Annotated in this window: 5 protein-coding genes and 1 pseudogene; 3 read left to right on the top strand and 3 right to left on the bottom strand. The window is 70.7% G+C overall.

The genetic code is table 11. The features are described from left to right. Positions 1-80 precede the first annotated feature (80 nt). The 3 genes from SCI24_RS20440 to SCI24_RS20430 all read right to left on the bottom strand — a co-directional run bounded on the left by SCI24_RS20440 (position 81) and on the right by SCI24_RS20430 (position 2,402). Positions 81-500 (bottom strand): OsmC family protein, encoded by a 420-nt coding sequence (locus SCI24_RS20440; RefSeq protein WP_318727123.1) that lies wholly within the window; start codon positions 498-500, stop codon positions 81-83. A gap of 217 nt (positions 501-717) precedes the next feature. Continuing rightward, positions 718-1,380 carry an N-acetylmuramate alpha-1-phosphate uridylyltransferase MurU gene (murU, locus tag SCI24_RS20435; protein ID WP_318727122.1) on the bottom strand — a complete coding sequence of 221 codons (663 nt, stop codon included), beginning with the start codon at positions 1,378-1,380 and terminating at the stop codon, positions 718-720. Further along, the gene (locus tag SCI24_RS20430) at positions 1,377-2,402 is read right to left on the bottom strand and encodes an aminoglycoside phosphotransferase family protein (protein ID WP_318727121.1); all 1,026 of its coding nucleotides are present in this window, start codon (positions 2,400-2,402) and stop codon (positions 1,377-1,379) included. The genes murU and SCI24_RS20430 overlap by 4 nt, the downstream gene beginning before the upstream one ends. Positions 2,403-2,569: 167 nt before the next feature. On the opposite strand from SCI24_RS20430, the gene SCI24_RS20425 reads away from it, so the two are divergent. The 3 genes and pseudogenes from SCI24_RS20425 to SCI24_RS20415 all read left to right on the top strand — a co-directional run. Beyond that, on the top strand, positions 2,570-5,014 hold the full coding sequence (locus SCI24_RS20425; protein WP_318727120.1) for an LPS-assembly protein LptD: 2,445 nt from the start codon (positions 2,570-2,572) through the stop codon (positions 5,012-5,014). Positions 5,015-5,046: 32 nt separating this feature from the next. After that, positions 5,047-5,706, top strand: coding sequence for a SurA N-terminal domain-containing protein (locus SCI24_RS20420; protein ID WP_318727119.1), 660 nt, complete (start codon positions 5,047-5,049; stop codon positions 5,704-5,706). Positions 5,707-5,708: 2 nt separating this feature from the next. Further along, positions 5,709-5,869 (top strand): annotated as a pseudogene (locus SCI24_RS20415) (4-hydroxythreonine-4-phosphate dehydrogenase PdxA); the annotation flags it as partial.

Genomic DNA, 5,869 nt, shown 5'->3' with positions numbered 1-5,869 from the left:
CGCTTGGCGCTTGGCGCTTGGCGCTTGGCGCTTGGCGCTTGGCGCTTGGCGCTTGGCGCTTGGCGCTTGGCGCTCGGGGCCTACTCCTCGACGATGGTGAAGGAGTGGCTGATCTCGACCCCGCCCTTGACCAGCATGATGGAGGCGCTGCAGTACTTCTCGGCCGAGAGCTCCACGGCTCGCGCCACCTGCTTCTCCTTCAGGCCCTTGCCGCTGACAGTGAAGTGCACATGGATCTTGGTGAAGACGCTGGGGACCTCGTCGGCGCGCTCGGCCTCGAGGCTGGCCACGCAGTCGGTGACGTCGGCGCGGGCCTTGTCGAGGATATTGAGGACATCGAAGGAGGTGCAGCCGCCCATGCCCATCAGCAGCAGCTCCATGGGCCGTGGGCCGGTGTTGCGGCCGCCGTGGTCGGGGGGGCCGTCGATGACCACGCTGTGACCGCTACCGCTTTCGGCAACGAATTGACGACCATCGGTCCATTTCACGCTGGCTTTCATGATACAGGCATCCTTAACTCGGCTATTCGGCAGCCTGCTCGGGACCATTCCGTCGACAGCCTGCGATGAGGCGCTGTGAATACATCCTTGTACGCTACCGACGCCATCCATGGCGTAGGACCTCCTCTACGGCTTGTCCCCGGCGCCCCTCGCTTGGCAGGCTGCTGAGGGGGTAATCAGGCGAAGGCGGTCAGCATAGCAGCTGCGGTAGGTTTGCTCAGCCCCGAAGGCGGCGGTCGAGGTCGGCCAGGCGCTCCGGCGTGCCCACATCGACCCAGGCGCCACGATGGTGGTGGCCGCCGACGCGCCCCTCGGCCATGGCACGCCGCAGCAGCGGCGCCAGGGCGAAGGCGCCGGGGGGCTCGTCCGCCACCAGCGCCGGGTCGAGCAGGCTGATGCCGGCGAAGGTGAGCCGCGGCTCGCCCTCGGCATGCACCCGGCCATCGGCGTCCAGGTGGAAGTCGCCCTGCGGATGGTGGTCGGGGTTGTCCACCAGCACCAGCCGGGCCAGGTCGCCGCCCAGGGCAGGCAGCTCTGCCGGGTCCAGCTCGCACCAGACGTCGCCGTTGACCAGCAGGAAGGGGGCCTCGCCGAGCAGGGGCAGCGCCTGGCGGATGCCGCCCCCGGTCTCCAGCGGCGCCGCCTCCCGGCTCCAGGCGATGCGCATCCCGAAGGCGTCGCCGTCTCCCAGCGCCGCGACGATCTGCTCCGCGCGGTAGCTGACATTGATCACCACCTCGCGGATGCCGCCCGCGTGCAGGCGCTCCAGGTGGTGCACGATCAGTGGCTTGCCGCCCACCTCGAGCAGCGGCTTGGGGCAGTGGTCGGTGAGCGGGCGCATGCGGGTGCCGAGCCCCGCGGCCAGGATCATCGCCCTCATGCGCCGGCCTCCAGGCGCGCCGCCAGCGCCGGGCGGAAGGTGTCGGCGAGCCAGGTCTTCAGGCCCGCGTGGCCGGGCAGGTCGGCGAGGCTCTCCTCCAGGTGGCCGAGGAAGTGCGGCAGCCGCTCCAGGTAGCCCTCGCGGGCGTCGCGCAGGGTCAGCCGGCAGAAGATGCCCAGCACCTTGAACGCCCGCTGGGCGGCCATCGCCTGTGCCCGGCGGTGGAAGGTCGCGGCATCGACATCGGCGGGGAGCCGGCCGTCGGCGATGGCGCGCACCCGGAAAGCCTCCACCCAGGCGGCGAAGCGGGCCGGGGGGAAGCGGCAGTAGCGGCCGCGCAACAGCGAGATCAGGTCGTAGCTGAGCGGGCCGGCCACGGCGTCCTGGAAGTCGATCAGGTGCAGGGCCTCGTCCTGCACCATCAGGTTCATGGCGTCGAAGTCGCGATGCACGGCGACCACCGGCTGGGCCAGGGCCTCGGCGATCAGGGTCTCGCGCAGTGCCGCCCAGCCCGGCGGCGTGGTCATGCCCAGCCACTCCCCGAGGCACCAGTCGGGGAAGAGGTCGAGCTCGCGGCCTAGCAGGGCGGCATCATAGGCGGGCAGGCCCTCCACGGGGGCATGATTCTGCAGCGCGTGGATCAGCTCGAGGGCGCGTTCGTGCCAGGCCAGGGTGGCGGGAGCCTCGTCGCCGTGGAAGCACTCCTGCAGCGGGGTATCGCCCAGGTCGTCGAGCTCGATGAAGCCCTCTGCCAGGTCCACGCCATGCAGGGCCGGTACCGGCAGACCGGCCGAGCGCCATTGCTCGGCGATGGCCACGAAGGGGCGGCTGTCCTCGCGGTCGGGCGGGGCATCCATCAGCATGCGGGTGGTGCCGCCGGGCAGCTGCAGGCGGAAGTAGCGCCGGAAGCTGGCGTCGCCGGCCGCGAGCCGCAGCGCGATGGCGGACGCCGGGAGCGCGTGGCGGCGGGCGGCCCACTGGCGCAGGCGTTCCGTACGCGTGGGGTCGTTGGCCTCTGGCATCGTCGTCTGGCTCCTTGTGTGAGAAGGCGGGTGCGGTTGACGGCCCCCCGGAGGCCCCGCATGCTGAGTTCCCGGCCGCGCCGGCGATGGCTTGGTCTCTTGCCGGCAGGACAGGCCGGATGCGGCCTGTATAATACCGATTCACCCCGCCAAGGACATCGTGGAGCATGGGCAAGCGACTCTCGTGGACATGGACGGCCCTGGCAGGCCTGGCCTGCACCGGCCTGGCGAGCGGGCCCCTGGTGGCGGCGCCGCCCGAGCCGCTGCCGGCGGGCCAGCTGGACTGGCAGCCCTGGGGCGAGGCGCGCCCGGCCGGCGAGCTGTGTCGCGGGCGCTACGTGATGCCGGACTACCGGCTGCCGCCGCCGCCCGGCGAGAAGGTCGCCAGCGAGTCCGACAGCGCCGACTACGGGCAAGATGGTGAGACAATCCTCGGTGGCGAGGTGCTGCTGCGTCGCGGCAGTGCCCAGCTCGAGGCGCCGCGGGTGCGCGTGCCCGGCAGTCGCGAGACCGCCTATGCCGACGGGCCCCTGGCGCTGCGCGACACCGGTCTGCTGGTGCGTGGCGAGGCGGCAGAGCTGTCGCTGAACAGCGATGCCGCCCGCATCGACAGCGCCCACTACGTGGCCCACGAGCAGCGCCTGCGCGGCGATGCGGTGCGCCTGGCGCGCCTCGAGGATGGCCGCTATCGCCTCACCGAGGCGAGCTTCACCACCTGCGAGCCGGGCAGCGACCTCTGGCGCCTGGTGGGCAATGACATCCTGCTCGACCGAGAGCGCGGCGTGGGCACCGCGACCCATGCCCGGCTGGAGATGGGCAAGGTGCCGGTCTTCTACTGGCCCTGGGTACGCTTTCCCCTCGACGAGCGCCGCCAGACCGGTTTCCTGTGGCCGATGCTCGGGCTCTCCACCGATTCGCTGGACTATGCTCAGCCCTTCTACTGGAACATCGCCCCCAACCATGACGCCACGATCACGCCGCGCTGGATCAGCGACCGCGGCCTGCTGCTGGGCGGCGAGTACCGCTACCTGTTCCGGCAGGATGCGGGACAGATCGAGGGGGCCTACATCGCCGATGACCGCGCCGCGGGAGACGAGGCCTCCGACGCCTCCGCGCTGGAGAACGGCGATGCCCGCTGGTACCTCGACTATCGCCATGCGGGCCGCTTCGATACCCGCACCCGCTACCGGCTTCGCTACGGGGCGGCCAGCGACGGGCGCTACTTCGACGACTTCGGGCGCGGCTTCGGCGAGGGCGATACCGGCAGCATGCCGCGGCTCGCCCAGCTCGACCACCGTGGCGACGTCTGGCAGCTGCAGGCCAGGGCCCAGGGCTACCAGAAGCTCGACGACCCGCTGCTCGAGCGCGACAAGCCCTTCTACCGGCTGCCCAGCCTGACCGCCAATGCCCGCTGGAACCAGGAGAGCGGCTTCTACCAGCAGTGGCGCTCCAATGCCACCCACTTCTGGCGCGACGTGGACGAGACGAAGGTCCCCATTCGCGAGGCGGCCAACGGCACCCGGCTGCACCTCTCGCCGGCCACCGGCTGGCGTTTCGACGAGAGCTGGGGGCATCTCGAGCCGCGCCTCGAGTGGCTCGCCACCGCCTACCAGCTCGACTACGGCGAACGCGAGACCGAGCGCGACGAGGGCCTCACCCGCAGCGTGCCGGTCGCCACCCTTGACGGGGGGCTGGTGTTCGAGCGGGAGCTGGACCTCGCCGGCCGTGGCTATCGCCAGACCCTGGAGCCGCGCGTCAACTACGCCTATGTGCCGGCGCGCGACCAGACCGAGTTCCCGAAGTTTGACACCGCCGAACAGGCCTTCTCCTGGAACCAGCTCTGGTCGCCCTACCGCTTCTCCGGGAGCGACCGGGTGGGCGACCTCAACCGCGTCTCCCTGGGGCTCGAGTCGCGGCTGCTGGCCGATGCCAGCGGACGCGAGCGGCTCTCGGTGGGGGTCGGGCAGGCCTACTACCTGGAGGATCGCACCATCGACATGGCGGGCGACCCGGATACCCTGCCGGATCCCGAGACCCGCGAGGTGGACTACTATCGGGCGACGCGAGAGCGCTCGCCGCTGGTCACCCGGGCGGACTGGCGCTTTACCGACCACTGGCGCTCGCGCTGGCAGTGGCTCTACGACGACCATCGCGAGCAGACCGAGAGCACCTCGCTGGCCCTGCAGTACCGTGCCGATGCCGGCCACGTGGTGAACTTCGGCTACCGCTGGCAACTCGAAGGCTTCGACCCGTCCCAGGAGGACGAGGACGTGGTCAACTACAACCGCGAGGAGTATGACTTCTCGTTCGCCTGGAAGGCCAGCCGCCGCCTGGACCTGATCGGCCGGCTGCTCTACGACAACACCAACGACCGCGCCCTGGAGCAGCTGGCGGGTGTCCAGTGGAACGACTGCTGCTATGGTCTGCAGCTGGTCTGGCGCGAGTGGATCGACGACAACGACACCGCGAACACCATCGAGGATGACCTCACCGACCGGGGGGTCTTCCTGCGCTTCGTGTTCAAGGGGCTGGGCGGCGTCGGCGGCGAGGCCGACAGCTACTTCGAGGAGGCGGTCCCGGGGTATCGAGCCACCGCCCTCGGCCGGCCCTGAGACATTCGACAATGACGAGAGGAAAGAGAGACATGCGCAGTCGACGTATCGCCACCCTGGCGCTGGCCCTGTGCCTGGCCGCCCTGCCCCTGGCGGGGCAGGCACAGGAAGCCGGTTCTCCGGATTCCCGGCCCCAGGGTCGCCAGGCGCTGGATCGCATCGTGGCGGTGGTCAACGATGGCGCCATCATGCAGAGCGAGCTCGAGGAGCGCGTCGCCCAGACGCGCAGCCAGATCACCCGCCAGGAGCAGGGGGCCCCGCCCGACGAGGTCCTGCGCCGTCAGGTCCTGGACCGCATGATCGTCGAGGAGATCCAGCTGCAGATGGCCCGTGACGCCAACCTGAGCGTCGACGACACCGAGCTCAACGGCCAGGTGCGGGCCATCGCCGAGAACAACGGCATGACGCTGGACCAGTTCGCCGATGCCCTCGAGGCCGACGGCCTCTCGCTGGCCGTGGTCCGGGACCAGGTCCGCCGCGAGCTGATGATGCGCCAGCTGCAGCAGCGTCAGGTCGCCAGCCGCGTCAACATCTCCGAGCGGGAGGTGGACCGCTTCGTGGAACAGCAGGGCGCCAGCCGCGAGCAGGCCCGCCAGGCCCTCTTCCAGCGCAAGGTCAATGCCGAGATGGAGGAGTGGGTCCAGGAGATCCGCAGCCGGGCCTTCGTCGACAACCGTCTCGCGCAGCCCTGATGATGGTCCCGGGCGACGCGCCGGTGCTGGCCCTCACCTGCGGCGAGCCGGCAGGTATCGGGCCGGAGCTGGCGGTGATGCTGGCCGCCGAGGCAATGCCCGCCCGGGTGGTGGCGGTGGGCGACCCGGACCTGCTGGCCGAGCGTGCCGCCATGCTCGACCG

It is taken from the genome of Halomonas sp., from assembly GCF_033549285.1.
In the GTDB taxonomy this organism is placed as follows: Bacteria; Pseudomonadota; Gammaproteobacteria; order Pseudomonadales; family Halomonadaceae; genus Halomonas.
The sequence above is the reverse complement of the archived record's forward strand: the minus strand, read 5'-3'. Positions and strand labels throughout refer to the sequence as shown.

Bases quoted from the DNA above. Each gene is read 5' to 3' on its own strand.
- SCI24_RS20420 (WP_318727119.1), top strand. From the start codon at position 5,047: ATGCGCAGTCGACGTATCGCCACCCTGGCGCTGGCCCTGTGCCTGGCC.
- SCI24_RS20430 (WP_318727121.1), bottom strand. From the start codon at position 2,402: ATGCCAGAGGCCAACGACCCCACGCGTACGGAACGCCTGCGCCAGTGG.
- SCI24_RS20440 (WP_318727123.1), bottom strand. From the start codon at position 500: ATGAAAGCCAGCGTGAAATGGACCGATGGTCGTCAATTCGTTGCCGAA.
- SCI24_RS20425 (WP_318727120.1), top strand. From the start codon at position 2,570: ATGGGCAAGCGACTCTCGTGGACATGGACGGCCCTGGCAGGCCTGGCC.
- murU (WP_318727122.1), bottom strand. From the start codon at position 1,380: ATGAGGGCGATGATCCTGGCCGCGGGGCTCGGCACCCGCATGCGCCCG.